The sequence below is a fragment of the Salmonella sp. A1325 genome, from assembly GCF_056991255.1.
In genome coordinates, this window is the sequence record NZ_JAMLWO010000002.1 from 200,706 (window position 1) to 219,307 (window position 18,602).

General features: G+C 52.9%; 21 protein-coding genes and 1 CRISPR repeat array. Of the genes, 2 read left to right on the forward strand and 19 right to left on the reverse strand.

Features of this window, described 5'->3' with window-relative positions; genetic code table 11:
* Positions 1 to 17: 17 nt before the first annotated feature.
* Entirely contained in the window at positions 18 to 1,010 is a 993-nt protein-coding gene (gene rpoS, locus NAZ64_RS04925; RefSeq protein WP_000081498.1) for an RNA polymerase sigma factor RpoS, read from the reverse strand.
* A gap of 62 nt (positions 1,011 to 1,072) precedes the next feature.
* Entirely contained in the window at positions 1,073 to 2,155 is a 1,083-nt protein-coding gene (gene nlpD, locus NAZ64_RS04930) for a murein hydrolase activator NlpD (RefSeq protein ID WP_223228865.1), read from the reverse strand.
* On the opposite strand from nlpD, the gene NAZ64_RS04935 reads away from it, so the two are divergent.
* Positions 2,085 to 2,243, forward strand: coding sequence for a peptidase (locus NAZ64_RS04935; RefSeq protein ID WP_223148970.1), 159 nt, complete (start codon positions 2,085 to 2,087; stop codon positions 2,241 to 2,243). The genes nlpD and NAZ64_RS04935 overlap by 71 nt on opposite strands.
* A 138-nt stretch (positions 2,244 to 2,381) precedes the next feature.
* Here the strand turns inward: NAZ64_RS04935 and NAZ64_RS04940 are convergent, their stop codons facing one another.
* The 10 genes from NAZ64_RS04940 to cysD all read right to left on the reverse strand — a co-directional run bounded on the left by NAZ64_RS04940 (position 2,382) and on the right by cysD (position 9,823).
* Positions 2,382 to 3,008 carry a protein-L-isoaspartate(D-aspartate) O-methyltransferase gene (locus tag NAZ64_RS04940; protein WP_000253545.1) on the reverse strand — a complete coding sequence of 209 codons (627 nt, stop codon included), beginning with the start codon at positions 3,006 to 3,008 and terminating at the stop codon, positions 2,382 to 2,384.
* Positions 3,002 to 3,763 (reverse strand): 5'/3'-nucleotidase SurE, encoded by a 762-nt coding sequence (surE, locus tag NAZ64_RS04945; protein ID WP_001221538.1) that lies wholly within the window; start codon positions 3,761 to 3,763, stop codon positions 3,002 to 3,004. The genes NAZ64_RS04940 and surE overlap by 7 nt, the downstream gene beginning before the upstream one ends.
* On the reverse strand, positions 3,744 to 4,793 hold the full coding sequence (gene truD, locus NAZ64_RS04950; protein ID WP_000134241.1) for a tRNA pseudouridine(13) synthase TruD: 1,050 nt from the start codon (positions 4,791 to 4,793) through the stop codon (positions 3,744 to 3,746). The genes surE and truD overlap by 20 nt, the downstream gene beginning before the upstream one ends.
* Positions 4,790 to 5,269 carry a 2-C-methyl-D-erythritol 2,4-cyclodiphosphate synthase gene (gene ispF, locus NAZ64_RS04955; RefSeq protein ID WP_001219245.1) on the reverse strand — a complete coding sequence of 160 codons (480 nt, stop codon included), beginning with the start codon at positions 5,267 to 5,269 and terminating at the stop codon, positions 4,790 to 4,792. The genes truD and ispF overlap by 4 nt, the downstream gene beginning before the upstream one ends.
* Positions 5,269 to 5,979, reverse strand: coding sequence for a 2-C-methyl-D-erythritol 4-phosphate cytidylyltransferase (gene ispD, locus NAZ64_RS04960; protein WP_000741649.1), 711 nt, complete (start codon positions 5,977 to 5,979; stop codon positions 5,269 to 5,271). Before ispD ends, ispF begins: the two co-directional genes overlap by 1 nt.
* A gap of 18 nt (positions 5,980 to 5,997) precedes the next feature.
* Entirely contained in the window at positions 5,998 to 6,309 is a 312-nt protein-coding gene (gene ftsB, locus NAZ64_RS04965) for a cell division protein FtsB (RefSeq protein ID WP_000517480.1), read from the reverse strand.
* 190 nt (positions 6,310 to 6,499) lie between these two features.
* Positions 6,500 to 6,823 (reverse strand): DUF3561 family protein, encoded by a 324-nt coding sequence (locus NAZ64_RS04970; RefSeq protein ID WP_001537530.1) that lies wholly within the window; start codon positions 6,821 to 6,823, stop codon positions 6,500 to 6,502.
* 50 nt (positions 6,824 to 6,873) lie between these two features.
* On the reverse strand, positions 6,874 to 7,479 hold the full coding sequence (gene cysC / locus NAZ64_RS04975) for an adenylyl-sulfate kinase (RefSeq protein WP_001173663.1): 606 nt from the start codon (positions 7,477 to 7,479) through the stop codon (positions 6,874 to 6,876).
* Positions 7,466 to 8,905, reverse strand: a complete 1,440-nt coding sequence (gene cysN / locus NAZ64_RS04980) for a sulfate adenylyltransferase subunit CysN (protein ID WP_001092259.1) — start codon at positions 8,903 to 8,905, stop codon at positions 7,466 to 7,468. The genes cysC and cysN overlap by 14 nt, the downstream gene beginning before the upstream one ends.
* Positions 8,906 to 8,914: 9 nt before the next feature.
* Positions 8,915 to 9,823, reverse strand: coding sequence for a sulfate adenylyltransferase subunit CysD (cysD, locus tag NAZ64_RS04985; protein WP_000372384.1), 909 nt, complete (start codon positions 9,821 to 9,823; stop codon positions 8,915 to 8,917).
* A gap of 250 nt (positions 9,824 to 10,073) precedes the next feature.
* On the opposite strand from cysD, the gene NAZ64_RS04990 reads away from it, so the two are divergent.
* Positions 10,074 to 11,120 (forward strand): aminopeptidase, encoded by a 1,047-nt coding sequence (locus NAZ64_RS04990; protein WP_220569660.1) that lies wholly within the window; start codon positions 10,074 to 10,076, stop codon positions 11,118 to 11,120.
* A 14-nt stretch (positions 11,121 to 11,134) separates the two neighbouring features.
* Positions 11,135 to 12,627: direct repeats of the CRISPR family, unit length 29 nt; unit sequence CGGTTTATCCCCGCTGGCGCGGGGAACAC.
* 84 nt (positions 12,628 to 12,711) lie between these two features.
* Here the strand turns inward: NAZ64_RS04990 and cas2e are convergent.
* The 7 genes from cas2e to casA are packed head-to-tail and all read right to left on the reverse strand — an operon-like array spanning position 12,712 to position 18,599.
* Positions 12,712 to 13,005, reverse strand: a complete 294-nt coding sequence (gene cas2e / locus NAZ64_RS04995) for a type I-E CRISPR-associated endoribonuclease Cas2e (protein ID WP_000062282.1) — start codon at positions 13,003 to 13,005, stop codon at positions 12,712 to 12,714.
* 2 nt (positions 13,006 to 13,007) lie between these two features.
* Positions 13,008 to 13,925, reverse strand: a complete 918-nt coding sequence (gene cas1e, locus NAZ64_RS05000; RefSeq protein WP_483640881.1) for a type I-E CRISPR-associated endonuclease Cas1e — start codon at positions 13,923 to 13,925, stop codon at positions 13,008 to 13,010.
* Positions 13,925 to 14,629, reverse strand: a complete 705-nt coding sequence (gene cas6e / locus NAZ64_RS05005; RefSeq protein ID WP_079962083.1) for a type I-E CRISPR-associated protein Cas6/Cse3/CasE — start codon at positions 14,627 to 14,629, stop codon at positions 13,925 to 13,927. Before cas6e ends, cas1e begins: the two co-directional genes overlap by 1 nt.
* The gene (gene cas5e / locus NAZ64_RS05010) at positions 14,629 to 15,354 is read right to left on the reverse strand and encodes a type I-E CRISPR-associated protein Cas5/CasD (RefSeq protein WP_079962081.1); all 726 of its coding nucleotides are present in this window, start codon (positions 15,352 to 15,354) and stop codon (positions 14,629 to 14,631) included. Before cas5e ends, cas6e begins: the two co-directional genes overlap by 1 nt.
* A gap of 9 nt (positions 15,355 to 15,363) precedes the next feature.
* Positions 15,364 to 16,422 (reverse strand): type I-E CRISPR-associated protein Cas7/Cse4/CasC, encoded by a 1,059-nt coding sequence (gene cas7e, locus NAZ64_RS05015; protein WP_001537534.1) that lies wholly within the window; start codon positions 16,420 to 16,422, stop codon positions 15,364 to 15,366.
* Between the two features lie 22 nt (positions 16,423 to 16,444).
* Positions 16,445 to 17,047 (reverse strand): type I-E CRISPR-associated protein Cse2/CasB, encoded by a 603-nt coding sequence (casB, locus tag NAZ64_RS05020; RefSeq protein WP_000935106.1) that lies wholly within the window; start codon positions 17,045 to 17,047, stop codon positions 16,445 to 16,447.
* A 16-nt stretch (positions 17,048 to 17,063) separates the two neighbouring features.
* The gene (casA, locus tag NAZ64_RS05025; protein WP_023136481.1) at positions 17,064 to 18,599 is read right to left on the reverse strand and encodes a type I-E CRISPR-associated protein Cse1/CasA; all 1,536 of its coding nucleotides are present in this window, start codon (positions 18,597 to 18,599) and stop codon (positions 17,064 to 17,066) included.
* Positions 18,600 to 18,602: the final 3 nt, after the last annotated feature.

Genomic DNA, 18,602 nt, shown 5'->3' on the forward strand with positions numbered 1-18,602 from the left:
TTTTTTGACAAGGGTACTTACTCGCGGAACAGCGCTTCGATATTCAGCCCCTGCGTCTGCAGAATTTCGCGCAGACGGCGCAGGCCTTCAACCTGAATCTGACGAACACGTTCACGCGTAAGACCGATTTCACGGCCTACATCTTCCAGTGTCGCAGCCTCATATCCCAGCAGACCGAAACGGCGCGCCAGCACTTCACGCTGTTTGGCGTTCAGTTCGAACAACCATTTGACGATGCTCTGTTTCATATCGTCATCTTGCGTGGTGTCTTCCGGACCGTTCTCTTTTTCATCGGCCAGGATGTCCAGCAACGCTTTTTCGGAATCACCACCCAGCGGGGTGTCTACCGAGGTAATGCGCTCGTTGAGACGAAGCATACGGCTGACGTCATCAACCGGTTTATCCAGTTGCTCTGCAATTTCTTCCGCACTCGGTTCGTGGTCCAGTTTATGCGACAACTCACGTGCGGTGCGCAGGTATACGTTCAGCTCTTTAACAATGTGAATCGGCAAGCGAATCGTACGGGTTTGGTTCATAATCGCCCGTTCGATTGTCTGGCGAATCCACCAGGTTGCGTATGTTGAGAAGCGGAACCCGCGTTCCGGGTCAAACTTCTCGACTGCACGGATAAGCCCCAGGTTGCCCTCTTCAATCAGGTCCAGCAACGCCAGTCCACGATTGCCATAACGGCGGGCAATTTTTACCACCAGACGCAGGTTACTCTCAATCATGCGACGGCGAGAAGCGACATCCCCACGCAGTGCGCGACGCGCAAAATAGACTTCTTCTTCGGCTGTTAACAGTGGTGAATACCCAATCTCACCAAGGTAAAGCTGAGTCGCGTCCAACACACGCTGTGTGGCCCCTTGCGATAACAGCTCTTCTTCAGCCAGGTCGTTATCACTGGGTTCCTCTTCACTCAAGGCTTTTTCGTCAAAAGCCTCTACTCCGTTCTCATCAAATTCCGCGTCTTCATTTAAATCATGAACTTTCAGCGTATTCTGACTCATAAGGTGGCTCCTACCCGTGATCCCTTGACGGAACTAGCAAGTCAAAGCCTGGTTCCGCCGCTTTATCGCTGCGGTAAATAACGCAGCGGGTTTACGGATTTCCCCTTGTAACGAATTTCAAAATGCAAGCGTGTAGAGCTGGTGCCGGTGCTACCCATAGTAGCGATTTTTTGCCCCGCCTTAACTTCCTGTTGTTCCCGGACCAGCATCGTATCATTATGGGCGTAGGCACTCAGGTAATCATCGTTATGTTTGATGATAATAAGATTACCGTAACCACGCAGTGCGTTACCGGCATATACGACGCGCCCATCAGCGGTTGCGACGATAGCCTGTCCCTTACTGCCTGCAATGTCGATCCCTTTATTGCCCCCTTCGGAAGCACCAAAGTTTTCGATCACTTTGCCATCCGTCGGCCAGCGCCATGCGGAAATCGGCGCGCTGGTTGACGTACTGCTTGCATTTGGTTCGGTCGTGCTTACCGTTGGTGCCGTTACAGGCGCTGTGACAACCGTCCCAGCAGGCTTGTTGTTTGGCAACATTTTGTTAGCACTTTGTTCACCTGAGCCCTCAGAATACGTAATTGTTGGTTGAGACGCAACTGCAACGGTGGAATTTTGTGCAGACCTGGTCACAACTCCTTGCTGTGCTGCATCCGCCTGGGTGATCGCATTTCCACCAGTAATTGGCGTACCGGATGCGTTACCAACTTGCAAAGTTTGCCCTACATTCAGGCTATACGGGGCAGAAATACTGTTTCTCTGGGCCAGATCGCGGAAATCGTTCCCGGTAATCCAGGCGATGTAAAAAAGCGTATCACCCTTTTTCACGGTGTAAGTACTGCCACCCGTATAGCTACCTTTCGGAATATTCCCATACTGGCGATTATATACGATTCGCCCATTTTCCATCTGCACGGGCTGTTCCGCGACCGGTTGAGTTTGAATGGGCTGCGTTACAGGACGCTGAACGGGTTGAATTTGCGGCGCTTGTTGCGGCGTTTGTTGCGTCGTCGCGCCCATTTTTGGCGGCGGTGTGATCAACATCCCGGAATTGGTATTTGATGACGAACCACTGTCCACAGACGTAACCGGCGCCGGAGGGTTTGACGAACTGGTACAACCTGCCAGCCATAGTGAAACCAGTGATAGTGCCGCAATGCGACTAACGGTGAATTTTGGGCTTCCCGCGCTCATTTATCCCCCAGGAAAAAATTTGGTTAACAACCAGTGACGTAAGAACCGTGCAACGCATTAAGTGAACACGGGAAAATGTGTTCACGATACGCTTAACCCACCGGGAATAACCAGGAAAACTCCAGGTATTCGTTTCGGCTTCATCAGGCGTAAGAGTGGGTGTTTGCAGGGCAAACTAGGCCAGCTCTCCCTTGACTAACGGGACGAAGCGAACGGCCTCCACGGTATCGATAATAAATTCGCCGCCCCGGCGACGCACGCGTTTCAAAAACTGCTGCTCATCGCCCACGGGCAGAACAAGAATGCCGCCTTCATCCAACTGTGCCATGAGCGCGGTAGGAATTTCCGGCGGCGCAGCCGTCACAATGATAGCGTCAAACGGCGCACGCGCCTGCCAGCCTTGCCAGCCATCGCCATGACGGGTAGAAACATTATGTAAATCGAGCTGCTTCAGGCGGCGACGCGCCTGCCATTGCAGCCCCTTAATCCGCTCAACGGAGCAAACGTGATGTACCAGATGCGCCAGAATCGCCGTCTGATAGCCGGAACCGGTGCCAATTTCCAGCACCCTGGATTGCGGCGTCAGTTCGAGCAGTTCCGTCATTCGCGCCACCATATAGGGCTGCGAAATCGTCTGACCCTGGCCTATCGGCAAAGCGATATTTTCCCAGGCCTTATGTTCAAACGCTTCATCAATAAATTTCTCGCGCGGCACTGCAGCAAGCGCATTAAGCACCTGCTCATCTCTGATGCCCTGCGCGCGCAATTGTTCAAGAAGAGCCTGTACACGTCCACTTACCATTGCGTGCCAACTCCCACGCTGTCTAACCAGTCTGAAACCACATCATGCGCGCTGTGCGCGGTTAAATCCACATGCAACGGCGTGACGGAGACGTAGCCTTCATCCACCGCCGCGAAATCGGTATCCGGCCCGGCATCGTATTTATCGCCCGGCGGGCCAATCCAGTACAATGTATTACCGCGCGGATCTTCCTGCGGGATTACTTTATCCGCTGGATGGCGGCTACCACAGCGAGTCACGCGGATGCCTTTAACCTGCGCTAACGGTAGATCCGGGACATTCACGTTGAGAATACGCCCGGTACGCAACGGCTCCCGGCTTAACCCTCGCAAAAGCGCGCAAGTCACGGCTGCAGCCGTATCATAATGCTGATAGCCGTTAAGGGAGACCGCTAATGCCGGAAAGCCGAGATGACGACCTTCCATCGCCGCGGCGACTGTACCGGAATAGATCACATCATCGCCCAGATTCGGACCCGCGTTAATACCGGAAACGACAATATCCGGACGCGGACGCATTAAGGCATTAACGCCCAGATAGACGCAATCGGTCGGCGTCCCCATCTGTACGGCGATATCGCCATTATCAAAGGTAAAAGTACGAAGCGAAGATTCCAGCGTGAGGGAATTAGACGCGCCGCTGCGGTTACGATCCGGGGCTACGACCTGTACATCAGCAAACTCACGCAGCGCTTTCGCCAGCGTTTGTATACCGGGCGCGTGAACCCCGTCATCGTTACTCAGCAATATGCGCATAATCACCCATTGTGTTGATCAGTTCCCTTACTACGCTGGTGGCAAAACTGCCTGCGGGCAGCCAGAAACGTAACTCGACGGTAACGTCATCCCACCAGTTCCAGCTTAATTGTTGCGGATAAAGCAGCATCGCTCTGCGCGACGCCTCTACTTTTTCGCGCAGCAACAGCGATTGCAACACCGTTTCCTGGGCAATGGCATCTTGCTCAAACGCCAGCGCCGCACGCTGTGTTCCCCACTCTCCGCTGCCCGGCAACGATGCTGTAATCATCAGCTCTTTTTCGTCTACCCGGCGCTGCAATTCAGGCAGTTCTTCAGATGTCGCGACGAACCAGCTTCCACGCCCCGCTAATTGTAGCGCATCGCCGTCAACAACTTGATTAAAGTCTGGTTTCTTCAGCCGCTGGTGAACAATTTGATTAAACAACGCGCTACGTGCCGCCGACAACCAAAAACTGCGTTTATTGCGATCGCGCACCGGCGCGTTACTTTGCGCCCAGCGCAGCGCGCCCTGCAAGTTGCTGCCGCCAATGCCGAATCGCTGTGCGCCGAAATAGTTCGGCACGCCGCCATCGCGAATCGCCTGCAATCGTGTTTCGACATCGCGGCGATCGCTTATTTCACGCAACACCAGCGTAAAGGCATTGCCTTTCAGCGCGCCTAAACGCAGCTTACGCTTGTGACGCGCGTATTCCAGCACTTTACAACCTTCCAGCTGAAAGGCGCTGAAATCGGGCATCTCTTTCCCCGGCACGCGCGCGCACAGCCACTGCTCGGTAACGGCGTGTTTATCTTTTTGCCCGGCAAAGCTCACTTCGCGAGCGTGAATTTTCAGGAATTTCGCCAGCGCGTCAGCGACAAAACGGGTATTGCAACCGTTTTTCAAAATACGCAGCAGAATGTGCTCACCTTCACCATCCGGCCTAAAGCCTAAATCTTCAACCACCACAAAATCTTCCGGATTCGCTTTCAGCAATCCGCTACCTTGTGGTTTTCCGTGCAGCCAGGTGAGATTGTCAAACTCTGTCATTTCGCCGCCTTCATCAGCAACGCGACCGCTTCGCAGGCAATGCCTTCTCCGCGTCCGGTAAATCCGAGCTTTTCCGTCGTCGTCGCCTTCACGTTAACCTCATCCATATGGCAGCCGAGATCTTCGGCGATAAAGACGCGCATTTGCGGAATATGCGGCAACATTTTCGGCGCCTGCGCAATAATGGTGACATCTACGTTACCGAGGGTGTACCCCTTCGCCTGAATACGACGCCAGGCTTCACGCAGTAGTTCGCGGCTATCCGCTCCCTTAAATGCCGGATCGGTATCCGGGAAGAGCTTGCCGATATCGCCAAGCGCCGCTGCGCCCAGCAGCGCATCGGTCAGCGCATGTAACGCCACATCGCCATCGGAATGCGCCAATAGCCCTTTTTCATAAGGGATACGCACGCCGCCAATAATAATCGGCCCTTCTCCGCCAAACGCGTGTACGTCAAAACCGTGTCCAATTCGCATTATGCTTTCTCCTGGTGGATGGTTCGGGTCAGATAAAATTCCGCCAGCGCCAGATCTTCCGGACGGGTGACCTTGATGTTATCCGCGCGACCTTCTACCAGCGCCGGATGAAAACCACAATACTCCAGCGCTGACGCCTCGTCGGTGATGGTCGCGCCTTCATTCAGCGCACGCGTCAGACAATCGTGCAAGAGCTCGCGGGGGAAAAACTGCGGGGTGAGCGCGTGCCATAAATCGGCGCGCTCTACGGTATGGGCAATAGCGTTTTTCCCTGGTTCGCCGCGTTTCATGGTGTCGCGCACCGGACTGGCGAGGATACCGCCGACCCGGCTGTTTTCGCTGATAGCCAGCAACCGCGCAAGGTCATCCTGATGCAAACAGGGTCTTGCCGCGTCGTGCACCAGCACCCACTGCGCCTTTGCAACGGCCTGTAACCCGGCCAAAACGGAATCAGCGCGTTCGTTGCCGCCATCCACAACGGTGATTTGCGGATGATTCGCCAGCGGAAGTTGGGCAAAGCGATGATCGCCAGGACTGATAGCAATAACAACGCGTGTCACCCGAGGATGCGCCAGCAGCGCATGAACTGAGTGCTCCAGAATGGTTTTATTACCGATTGAGAGATACTGCTTAGGACATTCTGTTTGCATTCGGCGGCCAAATCCGGCCGCCGGCACCACGGCGCAAACGTCCAATAAAGTGGCTGCCATGTTAAATCCCTGGATGGTTTATCGATGAGTTTGCCCCGCCGTTGCCGCGCGTTTTGAGGCGTCAGGCACCAGACGATAGAAGGTTTCGCCCGGTTTGGTCATGCTAAGTTCGTTGCGCGCGCGCTCCTCAATCGCTTCCTGGCCGCCATTGAGATCGTCAATTTCGGCAAAAAGCTGATCGTTACGCGCTTTAAGTTTGGCGTTTGTCGCCTGCTGCGCGACCACATCATCGTTGACGCGGCTATAGTCATGTATGCCGTTCTTACCGAACCACAGCGAGTACTGTAGCCAGACCAGTAAAGCCAGCAACAGCAGCGTTAGTTTACCCATCCTGCCCCCTGAAAAACGGCATCATCATCCCATAACGTCCTCTGTGACTCCACATTCAGGACGGGATTGCCGCGACAACGCCGGCAAATGTACCACATTTGCCGGATGTTACGTATACCCGAGTAAGGAGAACATAATCTCATTGTTGGTTACGGTTTGAATTATGACCGGAGGCGCACTGATAACCCGTCTACCCTAATAGCCATATAAATAACGCGCCGAACAGCGCGCCTACGGCCAGTAGAGTAAACATAATGCTAAAAAGTATTTTGCCCTTTACCAGCAGATGCAACGCAATGCCGATAATCACCGATACCGGCATTAACGCGAGGAAAAAGGGCCAGGTATAGAGGAAAAAAAACAGCGTGTTAGGACCATAAAGCAGAAAAGGGATCCCCAACGCCAGCAGCCATGACACAAAGCCGACCACCGCCCCCGGAAATGCACTGGTGGCGTCATCGTCGACCATGAAGGCGTCTGACCTTGTGAAAGTAATGTTATGGCTATTACGCATATTAAATCCTGTAACCTTGACCATACCGGGCATACAAGCCCGGTGGTGTCTCAGGATCTGATAATATCGCGCCGTCTCAGCAGGTCTAATAATTGGGAAACCAAATTTGTTACTAATTGTTCACCATTAAGATGAACCTGGGGCGAGTCAGGCGCTTCGTAAATGGCGTCGATGCCGGTAAAGTTACGCAACTCGCCCGCGCGCGCTTTTTTATACAACCCTTTAGGATCGCGCTGTTCACAGATAGCCAGCGGCGTATTAACATAAATCTCGATAAAACGATCGTGGCCGACGCGCTCTTTTACCAGTTGCCGCTCGGCGCGGTGCGGAGAAATAAATGCCGTCAAAACAATCAGGCCAGCGTCCGCCATCAGACTGGCCACTTCGCCTACCCGCCGGATATTCTCCTGGCGATCGGCATCGCTAAAGCCTAAATCACGGCACAAACCGTGGCGCACATTATCGCCATCCAACAGGTAGGTACTGACGCCACGCTGATGTAACGCCTCTTCCAGCGCGCCGGCCACCGTTGATTTTCCCGAACCGGAGAGCCCGGTAAACCACAGCACCACGCCACGGTGGCCGTGGAGCTGTTCACGGGCGGCGACAGTAACGGGATGAGAGTGCCAGACCACGTTCTCATCATGCAGCGCCATGTTTATCTCCCAGCAAATCGCGGGCGTCCCAGTGCGGAAAATGACGGCGTACCAGCGCATTCAGCTCCAGCTCAAACGCACTGTATTCCACGGGCGGCGTCGCTCCGCGTTCATCCAGTTCCCGCACCATGCCAGCGCCCACGGTGACGTTAGAAAGTCGGTCGATAAAAATCAGCCCGCCCGTCACCGGATTTTGCTGATAAATATCCAGCGCGAGCGGCTCATCGAATGTCATCTCTACCAGACCAATACCGTTTAACGGCAGGCTCTCGACGTCTCGTTGGGTCAGATTGTTGATATCAATCTGATAGCGAATAGCCTCGATACGCGCGCGGGTTTTCTTACCCGCAAGTTTAACGTCGTAGCTTTGGCCCGGTGCCAGCGGCTGTTCCGCCATCCATACCACATCGATCGCGGCGTGCCGCGCAGGTGCCAGCGTCTCGTTTGCCGCCAGCAGCAGATCGCCGCGGCTAATATCAATGTCGTCGTTGAGTACCAGGGTAATGGCTTCGCCCGCATAGGCTTCTTCTTTATCGCCATCAAAAGTGACGATACGCGCCACGCTGGATTCCACGCCAGACGGCAGCACTTTAATGCGCTCTCCGACTTTGACGCTACCAGACGCCAGAGTGCCGGCATACCCCCGAAAATCAAGATTCGGGCGATTGACGTACTGTACCGGAAAGCGCATCGGCTGACGGTCTACCGCACGCTGTATGTCTACCGTTTCCAGGACTTCCAGCAGCGTCGGACCGCTGTACCAGCGCATATTGGCGCTCTGCGCGGCGACATTATCCCCTTCCAGCGCCGAAAGCGGGACAAAGCGAATGTCCAGATCGCCTGGCAACTGTTCAGCAAAAGTCAGGTAATCTTCGCGAATACGAGCGAAGGTCTCTTCGCGGTAGTCAACGAGATCCATTTTGTTGATTGCCACCACCAGGTGTTTGATCCCCAACAGAGTGGAGATAAAGCTATGGCGACGCGTCTGATCCAGCACGCCTTTACGCGCGTCGATCAGTAGGATCGCCAGATCGCAGGTGGACGCTCCGGTCGCCATATTCCGGGTATATTGTTCATGGCCCGGCGTGTCGGCGATAATAAATTTTCGTTTTTCCGTGGAGAAATAGCGGTACGCGACGTCAATAGTAATGCCCTGCTCACGCTCGGCCTGCAGCCCATCTACCAGCAGCGCCAGATCGAGTTTTTCTCCCTGCGTGCCATGACGTTTACTGTCATTATGCAGAGAAGAGAGCTGATCTTCATAAATTTGCAGGGTATCGTGCAGCAAACGACCTATCAACGTACTTTTACCGTCATCAACGCTGCCACAGGTTAAAAAACGCAGCAGGCTTTTGTGTTGTTGGGCAATCATCCAGGCTTCGACGCCGCCTTCATTGGCGATTTGTTGTGCAAGTATGGTGTTCATGGCGGCTCCTTAGAAATACCCCTGACGTTTTTTAAGCTCCATCGACCCCGCCTGATCGCGGTCAATCATCCTCCCCTGGCGCTCGCTGGTGGTAGAAACCAGCATCTCTTCGATAATTTCCGGCAGCGTTTGCGCGTGGGATTCCACCGCCCCGGTGAGCGGCCAACAGCCAAGTGTACGGAAGCGCACCATCCTTTTTTTGATGACTTCGCCAGGCTGGAGATCGATACGATCGTCATCCACCATCATCAACATGCCGTCACGTTCCAGAACCGGGCGTTCAGCAGCCAAATACAGCGGCACGATGTCGATGTTTTCCAGCCAGATGTATTGCCAGATATCCTGCTCTGTCCAGTTGGAGAGCGGGAAGACGCGTATACTTTCTCCTTTATTAATCTGACCGTTATAGTTACGCCACAACTCTGGCCGCTGATTTTTCGGGTCCCAGCGATGGAAACGGTCACGAAAGGAGTAAATACGTTCTTTCGCGCGGGATTTTTCCTCATCGCGCCGTGCGCCGCCGAACGCGGCATCAAAACCGTACTTATTCAGCGCCTGCTTTAACCCTTCGGTTTTCATAATGTCGGTGTGTTTAGCGCTACCGTGAACGAACGGATTGATGCCCATCGCCACGCCTTCCGGATTTTTATGTACCAGCAATTCGCAGCCGTATGCGTTGGCGGTACGATCGCGAAAGGCGTACATCTCACGGAATTTCCAACCGGTATCAACGTGCAATAGCGGGAACGGTAACGTACCCGGATAAAACGCCTTACGCGCCAAATGCAGCATGACGCTGGAGTCTTTACCAATGGAGTACAGCATGACCGGATTAGCGAATTCCGCTGCCACTTCACGGATAATGTGGATACTTTCCGCCTCCAGTTGCCGCAGGTGGGTGAGTCGTTTTTGATCCATAACCGTTCCTTTGCAATACCGTTTTTTGCTAAACATTTCGATTACACGACTATAGGGAGCGCAGGAGAGTGAATGAAATGACGAATTGGAATGAGTAGTTCCTCAAAGGAATAACGCGGCCCAAAAACCAATATCAAAAAATGCTTAACGTACCGGATTGCCAGCATTTAGGAGCAAATGAAATTGTATTAACACGATCGCGGTTTCATACTAGCCACGTAAAATTTTGTTCTGTATTTAAGGACTCATTATGTTTTCCGCAACGCGCCGCTTTGCCGTCATTCTGGCGCTCGGCGTAGGCTTTATCCTTCCTGCACAAGCAGCATCACCAGGGCCTGGTGAAATAGCGAATACTCAGGCACGACATATCGCCACCTTTTTTCCCGGGAGAATGACGGGCTCCCCCGCCGAGATGTTATCTGCCGATTATTTACGCCAACAATTTACCCAGATGGGATACCAAAGCGATATTCGAACGTTTAATAGCCGATTTATTTATACCACGAAGGATAATCGCAAAAACTGGCATAACGTGACGGGCAGTACGGTCATCGCCGCCCATGAAGGGCGCGTGCCGCAACAGATCATCATTATGGCGCATCTGGATACCTACGCTCCGCAGAGCGACGCTGATGTCGATGCCAATCTGGGCGGTTTAACGTTACAGGGAATGGATGATAATGCCGCGGGATTAGGCGTTATGCTGGAACTGGCGGCGCACCTGAAAGATATACCGACCCATTATGGGATTCGTTTTATCGCCACCAGCGGGGAAGAAGAGGGAAAGCTAGGCGCGGAAAATTTACTCAAACGAATGAGTGACGCTGAGAAGAAAAATACGCTGCTGGTCATTAATCTCGATAACCTGATTGTTGGCGACAAGCTCTATTTTAATAGCGGGAAAAATACGCCGGAAGCGGTGCGTACACTGACCCGCGATCGGGCATTAGCGATTGCGCGCCGTTATGGTATCGCCGCCAACACCAATCCGGGACGCAATCCATCCTACCCCAAAGGAACGGGTTGCTGTAATGATGCGGAGGTTTTCGATAAAGCGGGAATATCGGTGCTTTCTGTTGAGGCGACGAACTGGAATCTGGGTAAAAAAGACGGATACCAGCAACGCGTGAAAAATGCATCCTTCCCGAACGGCAATAGCTGGCACGACGTACGGCTTGATAATCAACAGCATATTGACAAGGCGCTGCCAGGGCGGATTGAGCGCCGTAGCCGCGATGTAGTGCGGATAATGCTGCCGTTGGTAAAAGAGCTGGCGAAGGCGGAAAAAACGTCCTGATATGCTGGTGAAACGTGTTTATCCCCGCTGACGCGGGGAACATTTTTCAGCCCTTGCCGACTGCGGAACGCCCCTCGGTTTATCCCCGCTGGCGCGGGGAACACGCTTCGAGTGATGGAAAGACAGGAGTTGTCTTCGGTTTATCCCCGCTGGCGCGGGGAACACGTTTCTGCCGAGTTCAGCAAATTCCCCAGTTGCGGTTTATCCCCGCTGGCGCGGGGAACACGCTGAACGCATCCAGCGCGTTGTCCAGCTGTTCGGTTTATCCCCGCTGGCGCGGGGAACACATTTCTGCGCCTCCGCCATCGTCTCTTCCCTGCGGTTTATCCCCGCTGGCGCGGGGAACACGATGAATTTACGATCCCAGTTGCTGTAAAAATCGGTTTATCCCCGCTGGCGCGGGGAACACTTTTTGAATTTCCAGCGCTCAATGAATATCCACGGTTTATCCCCGCTGGCGCGGGGAACACGGAGGCGTGGAGATCATTCAGACTGTAGCGCCCGGTTTATCCCCGCTGGCGCGGGGAACACTCTGAGAGGTGTTTATCCCTTCTGTAATACAGCGGTTTATCCCCGCTGGCGCGGGGAACACATTCAGACGAATTAAGGGGAATGGCGAAAGCCCGGTTTATCCCCGCTGGCGCGGGGAACACATCCATTTATTAGGCAGGAAACGTGCATATAACGGTTTATCCCCGCTGGCGCGGGGAACACCGTCTGTGCGTAACTCTCGCTCCAGTTGTGATCGGTTTATCCCCGCTGGCGCGGGGAACACTGGTAAAAAATAATGGCAGGGTCTTACCCTGCCGGTTTATCCCCGCTGGCGCGGGGAACACATATTGAAAAGCACAAACGGATTGTCACCCTGCGGTTTATCCCCGCTGGCGCGGGGAACACCAACGTTTGGTAAGTTAATAACGCCTAAAATACGGTTTATCCCCGCTGGCGCGGGGAACACTTCAAAAATCCAGGCTGCACAGTCGAGATCGGCGGTTTATCCCCGCTGGCGCGGGGAACACGTTAATCCATGTTTGATACTATTCAAGTCAATCGGTTTATCCCCGCTGGCGCGGGGAACACCACCGGCACGGCGTTAACCGTGATTAGCCAGTCGGTTTATCCCCGCTGGCGCGGGGAACACGCCGTTTATTCGACCTGCCTTTGATTCGAATATGGTTTATCCCCGCTGGCGCGGGGAACACCACCGTCAGTCGGCAGAACGTTAATGCCGCGGCGGTTTATCCCCGCTGGCGCGGGGAACACATGCGGCGGAGTTGGGGTTAACGATAAAAACACGGTTTATCCCCGCTGGCGCGGGGAACACGGGAGTCGTTACCGCTTCGCCGCAAATGTTTGCGGTTTATCCCCGCTGGCGCGGGGAACACGCTAATCAGTTCGGTGGTTCTGTAAAATCATACGGTTTATCCCCGCTGGCGCGGGGAACACTCGACGGCATCACGCAGGTCAGTTAACGCGTCCGGTTTATCCCCGCTGGCGCGGGGAACACTCTAAATCTACCCAATTGAATTTAAATACTTTTTTAGCGCACAAAAAACCCACCAACTTTTCCTAATTTTTAAAGATCTCTAACTTATTGATTTTCAACAGGTAGAAACGACACCAATCGCAGTCCATCAAGATCTACCGGAATACGTCGATTTACACCAAAAGTCTGAAACTCAAAACCTGATTCTGTATTTGTCGCCCACGCCATAACAACATTTCCCTCATCTGCCAGAACGGAAACCTGTTGCCATATCATCTCGCGGATCTTTGCGGAAACATCACCAACATACACACCAGCTCGAATTTCCAGTAACCAGACGGCCAGCCTCCCCCGCAGACGAGGAGGAACATTTTCGGTAACGACAACCAGCATACTCATCGTTAGGTACTCCGATGACCGGAATCTCCCAACGCAACAGGAAGAGGGATCGCTATGGGTTGTGAATCTTCAGGAGGTAACGGCGGTTGAATTTCCCCTGCCGCGAGAACATCTTCAATAAGAGGAATCAATTTCGCCAATGTTTTTCCACTGCGGAAGATATCCCGGCAGGCAATACGGACATCACGATCGGGCTCGGCAGGATTACGTCGCGCAATTTCAAATGCTTTCGGTACAACGGTCTCAAATTTAATGATATCGGCAATATCATAGACAAAAGAAAGCGGCTTGCCGGTGTGCACAAATCCAATCGCGGGCGCATATCCGGCAGCCAGTATTGCCGCCTCCGTTACGCCATAGAGGCAGGAGGTTGCCGAGCTGATACACTGATTAATGACATCGCCTTTCTCCCAGTCTTTCGGATCGTAGCGACGTCCCTGCCATTTCACGCCATACTGTTTAGCAAGTAGTGCATAGGTTGCCCGCACACGGCTCCCCTCAATACCACGCAATTGATCTACAGAACGACGGCTCGGCGCGGGTTCGCCAAAACGTAATTCAAACATTTTACGCACGACCTTCAGCCGCAAATCTTCATCCAGTGCAAGTTTCGCCTGATAAAGCAATTTGTCGGAACGGGCACCACCAGGTTGCCCCGAAGCGTAAACGCGTACGCCCGCTTCCCCCACCCACACCAGTAACGTACCCACCGTTGCCACAAGTCGCACGGCGGCATGGGAAACCCGCGTCCCCGGTTCCAGCATGATGCAGGCCACCGATCCAACAGGAATATGGGTACGTACACCCGTTTTATCGATAAGCACAAACGCACCGTCGATCACATCTATTTGTCCGTACTGGAGAAATATCATCGAAACACGGTCTTTCAACGGGATGGGATTCAGCGGCAGCCAGCTCATCAGCGTTTCCTTTTTACCATCAGCATTCCGCAGCCCAGCGCTTTACTTTTACCTAATCCGGAAAATAAAGCCTGTTTAAACAGTGCTGCATCGGTGATACAGAGCGCACCGCTAAAATCAACGCTACTGAAAGTGATCGGTTTTTGCTGGTCTTTACGGACAAAACGATGCTGCTGATACGCTTGCACGCATCCACAATGCGCCTGCAATTCACTGTACTCGTCACCAGCCCACATAGCGAAATCATCAGGTTCCGGTGCAATCAGCCGGAAACCATGCTGCTGCCCTTGTTGTTCCAGCCACGCCTGCGCGGCCTGCTGTTGAAGCTCCCACCACCGTTCTTTCTCCACACCATTCGCCTTCGCCTGATGTTTCGCGTTCATCATCACGTCACTGCGCTTACCGTTGCGGGTTATCACCGGGTTAGCTCGTAGTTGAAAATCAAGCTCAAGACCATTTGTCAGTTGCGGATTAAATGGTTTGGTTTCAATAAGAAACAGGGAGTGCTGCAATAACGGCGGTATTGCCGAGAGCATAAAAAAGCCGCCATGCGCCTCTTCGCGAAACAGAAACTGACGCAATTCCTGTTCCGGAAAGAGCTGCCATAACCACTGGTGGCCGGCATAAGGCCTGGCTGAATTCCACTTTGCCAACATCTCCGGTCGCAAATTATTAAACCGGAGTTGAATACGAGAAAGATACATTATGTTCTCTCCTGCAACGGCCCATTGAAGCGGGTGTAGCCGCCAAACTGCCAGCGTTGGCGGCTAACTGGCTGGTTATTGCTATGCTGCTTTTGTTGCCAGACCAGACTCTCCTCATCAGGATCATCCCAATAACAAATACCCTCACGCAGGGTAAATCCACTTAATTCCGCTGCGGAAATCTCCTCCACAGCATGGGTGAATACCTCTTTTAAGGTGCCGGTCATTAAACGCGCCGCTAACGGTAACGCCAGCGGGCAGGATTTTCTCCCCAGATAGAGCGGAAAATGCGGTGTCAGCAGCGCCTCTCGCAATTTGCTAAGCGAATGTGGTGCATCAGGCGTGGCACTTATTGCCACATGCCAGTAGCCGTCGCAGCGATACTCTCGCTGCGAGATAAGCGTTCCCACTTCATCCGGCGCGAGAGTCAGTTCATCCCGGCGCGTGTAATAACGATATTTTTTGTTTTCTCGCGGCGCGCTAACCGTGTGATAATCCCGCAACCAGCGATCTTGTGAAGCCAACGCGTGCACCGCCAGATGATAGTGCCGGTTAAAGTTATTCAGCCGCGCTTCTTCGTCGCGACGAATTCCTAACGCTGCGGCAAGCAGACCCAATAGCGCAGAGCGCGTGGGAACCGTAGCTGAGTGGCGAATCTCGCCAGACGCTTCTTCCCCCCACGACGCCAGCGGCGCATAGAGCTGAAAAACCAGATATTCCTTCATTATTCATCCTTACTGGCTAACAAAGGCCAGTAATTCCGCCAGAGATCCCGTACCTTCCTGAACGTTCAACTCGCGATAATCGTCTGCACAGTTTCCGTATACGCTATCGAAGCTGGCGCGCTGCTGTTTTAAACGGGTTATTGCCGCAGGAATTTGATCGGTATCGCGTACCGGCTGGAAAAATGCCGCCGCCAGAGAACGCGGTTGTTTTTGCCCGACTTCGGCCAACGCATAGGTGGCATAGGCACGAGAAGCGAAGCTGTTTTGTTTACCGGTTGGCGAGACGGTTAACGCTGTTTCAGTGAGTGCCGCGATAGTACGCTTCGCCAGTTCTTCGTTACCACCCAAGTTTTCCACCAGCAGATCGCGGCTGATACAGACATAGGTATAGAAAAGCGCCGAGGCAAAACCCTGCTCGCCCATATGCCCGGAACCTGCGTCTTCCTCTTTATTATTCAGATCGTCAACGGCGGTGAAAAAATCAGACTCAACGGTCACGGCACTTACGCCCAACGCATGGGATACCTGACAAGCAGCCTCGACGTTGAACTCAGGCGATGACGCCAGCATACGGCCAAACAGCGCCATATCTACGCTACGCTGCTCTTTGCGCAACAACTCCACTTCTTCATCGTTAGGTTCGCGTTTGTCGGCAATTAGCGTATCAACCAGTTGCTTAATCAAACTAATTTCATGGTTACTGACGTGAACGATCTGCTCAATTTCGAGATTTTTTTCCGGTTTCGCATCTTTATCACTTTTAAGCTTGCCAAATTGCTTAGCGATTAACTCAGACGAACTCTTAGCAATTTTTTCTTCAATTCCGGCATCTTTCATCGGACGATAAACATAATCCACGCCAATTCGACGAGTACGCTTACCCATAAAACCATCCATTGCCGCTTCAAAAGTTTCCGACACCCGCCAGGCACGCTTCAGACTTTGCGACGATACGCGTAAACGCTCAACTCCTCCCATAAACGCAGTCTTCGGTCTGCCAGACTCATCACGATTCAGGTTAGCGGGCGCATAAGCAGTCAATAAATGCAGTTGAATAAAAGTTGTCATTATCAAATCCTTCTAAAAATGATTATTTGCCACGCGACGTGGAAAGATATTCGTTCGCCCAACGGATGCGATTTCGTTCAAAGGGGTTACGGAATTCCGGCTGATGGTTTTCGCGTCGTTGCCACTCTTCCATCCACAGGAAAATGCCATCGGCAAGTGAAAGAACATTCACCCCCTCCGTACCGCGAATCTTCACTGCCTGAATCAACAACTGGCAAAATGTTTCCGGGTCGGACGCTTTTTGCAAACGTTCAAAACGCAGACCAGAAACGCACGACGTGGAACCTTTAAGCTTTTCCCCTAATTGTGCAGCGAAACTAATATTCGCCTTATGGCTCTTAATATGCACAGCGACGCTGACAAACAGCGCCAGAGCCATCTCATCAAGAGGTTGCAGTCGCATATGTTTAAGCAGAGCCTGGCGGAGAGCGTCATGCCCTTCACATATCATTACGCCATATGGCGGCGCCATTCTTTTCAACTCAGCCCGCCAGGCGCGACCGTTGACTCGTTTACCATCCTTGCGCTCGTAACGCTCAGACAGCGTAGCAAACCAGTCAAGTAGCGCCTTCTGCGCATCGGGGTGGAGAATTCTGCATAACACTGCTGTATTGCTATTCAGCATATTTGGCTTCCTTCTGTTATTCGACCAGCGCCAACACATCCTTGCGCGCTTTATGTTTACGATAGCTGCTGGCTAAATCCTGTCGGGCCGTCAGCTGGCGCTGCAGGATATCGTCCGGGCAGTCGGGGTTGGTCAGGGCATCACGGTCAAAAACGTGAAATAGATAGTGTGCTAATTCCGCCTCCCACTGACTTACTGCGTGACGAGTCTGTGTATCCTGCCGAAGCGGATCGACAGCCAGCGCCTCTTGCAACGTCCGAAAAGCGGGTTCGGTTTCCTGCCAGAAGGCGATATCCACCATACTAAAATCCATTTTGGCTTCTTTCGGACAATCGAATTTGGCGCTCTTTAACGCGTTCCGTAACAGCGACAGCGACTCACTAGCCAGCACCAGCACAATGTTAAGCACAGCGAGAAATTGCTCTTCGTGCGAAACGCTAATGAGCGGAATACGGTGCTGATACCAGCAGCGGACCTTGGCCTTATCCATATCCCAGGCAAAGCACCACAGGCTCATTTTGTTCCGCTGACCAGCGGCACGAACGACCTTTGCAGGCTGCATTTTGTTGAACTTATCCTCACGATTGAGCATCAGCCCCAACCAGTCTTTATAACTTAACCCGCCCGGCTGCCCTTTAAACGCCAGCCAGGGTGCGGATGGATCTTTCAATGCCTGCCGATATGGGGAGAAAGGATGTAGCCAACTGTCGTACTGAACGCCATAATTTTTACTACGCATTTGCAGTAGCAGTGATTCGTGATGCTCCCCGCACAAATCGCAGATACCTGCCACAGTGTGGGTGAAATCCAGTTCTATGCGCCGCGGCATTCCCCAGTAGGCTTGCAAGGGGTGCGCATTATCCGGTGTGACCACATTCCCCGCTTTTTCGCTGGTTTTCGTCGGCGCAAGCCAGGGAAAAATGAGTGGATGCTGTGTAACATTCGGCGGCTCTTCCTGCGGCAAAACGTTAAGCCAAAGTTTTTTCCATAGTGGATATTTATCTTCTTCCTGCGGTACCACCAGCGTAGTCAGCGGACCACCGCCGCGCATCCCTACCCGGTAACCCGCCCCGCCGGCAGGTGAATTGGTTTGAATCGCAAATAGCGCTATCGCCGCGCAGTGAGGACATATTTGTTCTACGTTGCCACGTTTTACAAAATGATCTTTATTGAGCTTGAGCGCATTACCGCCCGGCGCATCCACCAGCAGCCCGGCAATAGAACCATATTCACTATCGAGAGGATCAAAACTTTGCAGGAAGGAAGGTTTTTGCTCGCCGAACTGTAGAGCCAGAGAAATCGTATTTAACGCCTTCTCCCATTGTTCGAATTCGATACTTTCATGCCAGATATCTGCCCATTCTTCTTTATCTTCCGGCGCGACGGTACATTGTAAAATACCAATCAGCATTTGCCATGCAGCCCCCTGAAAATCGGGCCGGGGGTATGCAAGATCCTGAATGCGGTTATCCAGAAGATCGCGTAATGATATTCTCGTTTTTTCGCCGTTTGAGAATATGACGGGAAGCCATTTCTCTTTGGTTAAATCCATACC

What these genes read in the sequence shown, in the direction of transcription:
- cas2e (WP_000062282.1), bottom strand. Translation starts at nt 13,005, where the DNA reads ATGAGTATGCTGGTTGTCGTTACCGAAAATGTTCCTCCTCGTCTGCGG.
- cysD (WP_000372384.1), bottom strand. Translation starts at nt 9,823, where the DNA reads ATGGATCAAAAACGACTCACCCACCTGCGGCAACTGGAGGCGGAAAGT.
- truD (WP_000134241.1), bottom strand. Translation starts at nt 4,793, where the DNA reads ATGACAGAGTTTGACAATCTCACCTGGCTGCACGGAAAACCACAAGGT.
- casB (WP_000935106.1), bottom strand. Translation starts at nt 17,047, where the DNA reads ATGCTGAATAGCAATACAGCAGTGTTATGCAGAATTCTCCACCCCGAT.
- cas6e (WP_079962083.1), bottom strand. Translation starts at nt 14,629, where the DNA reads ATGTATCTTTCTCGTATTCAACTCCGGTTTAATAATTTGCGACCGGAG.
- cas5e (WP_079962081.1), bottom strand. Translation starts at nt 15,354, where the DNA reads ATGAAGGAATATCTGGTTTTTCAGCTCTATGCGCCGCTGGCGTCGTGG.
- cysN (WP_001092259.1), bottom strand. Translation starts at nt 8,905, where the DNA reads ATGAACACCATACTTGCACAACAAATCGCCAATGAAGGCGGCGTCGAA.
- cysC (WP_001173663.1), bottom strand. Translation starts at nt 7,479, where the DNA reads ATGGCGCTGCATGATGAGAACGTGGTCTGGCACTCTCATCCCGTTACT.
- ispF (WP_001219245.1), bottom strand. Translation starts at nt 5,269, where the DNA reads ATGCGAATTGGACACGGTTTTGACGTACACGCGTTTGGCGGAGAAGGG.
- ispD (WP_000741649.1), bottom strand. Translation starts at nt 5,979, where the DNA reads ATGGCAGCCACTTTATTGGACGTTTGCGCCGTGGTGCCGGCGGCCGGA.
- cas7e (WP_001537534.1), bottom strand. Translation starts at nt 16,422, where the DNA reads ATGACAACTTTTATTCAACTGCATTTATTGACTGCTTATGCGCCCGCT.
- ftsB (WP_000517480.1), bottom strand. Translation starts at nt 6,309, where the DNA reads ATGGGTAAACTAACGCTGCTGTTGCTGGCTTTACTGGTCTGGCTACAG.
- surE (WP_001221538.1), bottom strand. Translation starts at nt 3,763, where the DNA reads ATGCGCATATTGCTGAGTAACGATGACGGGGTTCACGCGCCCGGTATA.
- casA (WP_023136481.1), bottom strand. Translation starts at nt 18,599, where the DNA reads ATGGATTTAACCAAAGAGAAATGGCTTCCCGTCATATTCTCAAACGGC.
- NAZ64_RS04990 (WP_220569660.1), top strand. Translation starts at nt 10,074, where the DNA reads ATGTTTTCCGCAACGCGCCGCTTTGCCGTCATTCTGGCGCTCGGCGTA.
- rpoS (WP_000081498.1), bottom strand. Translation starts at nt 1,010, where the DNA reads ATGAGTCAGAATACGCTGAAAGTTCATGATTTAAATGAAGACGCGGAA.
- NAZ64_RS04940 (WP_000253545.1), bottom strand. Translation starts at nt 3,008, where the DNA reads ATGGTAAGTGGACGTGTACAGGCTCTTCTTGAACAATTGCGCGCGCAG.
- cas1e (WP_483640881.1), bottom strand. Translation starts at nt 13,925, where the DNA reads ATGAGCTGGCTGCCGCTGAATCCCATCCCGTTGAAAGACCGTGTTTCG.
- NAZ64_RS04970 (WP_001537530.1), bottom strand. Translation starts at nt 6,823, where the DNA reads ATGCGTAATAGCCATAACATTACTTTCACAAGGTCAGACGCCTTCATG.